This window comes from Pseudomonas sp. JV245A (assembly GCF_032424515.1).
Classification (GTDB): domain Bacteria; phylum Pseudomonadota; class Gammaproteobacteria; order Pseudomonadales; family Pseudomonadaceae; genus Aquipseudomonas; species Aquipseudomonas protegens.
The window spans coordinates 1-585 of record NZ_VYKE01000503.1; the positions used below are offsets into that span (position 1 = coordinate 1).

The window sequence follows — 585 nt, forward strand, 5'->3', positions numbered from 1 at the left end:
GCCCAGGGCCCGGTGCTGGAGCAGTTGCAGGCGCGTTTCGACCCCCGTCACTACCGCCTGGACCTGAGCCGGGCGCCGCTGCTGCAACTGGCCTGCGCCGCGGACCCGGGGCAGCAGCGCTGGCTGGGCCTGCTGTTGTTCCACCACCTGGCCCTGGACCACAGCTCCCTGGAGGTGTTGGTGGAGGAGATCAGCGCGGTGCTGCAGGGTACCGCCGGGCAGTTGCCGGCGCCGGCACCGTACCGCAACTATGTGGCCCAGGCGCGCCTGGGCCATGGCGAGGAGCAGCACCAGGCGTTCTTCCGCGAGATGCTGGCGGACATCGACGAGCCGACCCTGGCCTTCGGCCTGCAGGACGTGCAGCGCGACGGCAGCGGTATCCGGGAACGTCAACTGCGCCTCGACCCGGCGCTGTGCCGGCGCCTGCGAGAGCAGGCGCGGCACCTGGGAGTGAGCCTGGCCAGCCTGCTGCACCTGGCCTGGGGCCGGGTGCTGGGGCAACTGGCGGGCCGCGATGACGTGGTGTTCGGCACCGTGCTGCTGGGAAGGATGCAGGGCGGCGCCGGTGCCGACCGGGCCCTGGGC

Annotated in this window: 1 protein-coding gene; it reads left to right on the top strand. The window is 72.8% G+C overall.

The window, feature by feature from the left end:
- A partial coding sequence (locus tag F6S12_RS32715) for a condensation domain-containing protein (RefSeq protein ID WP_315869986.1) occupies nt 1-585 on the top strand: 585 nt, incomplete at both ends.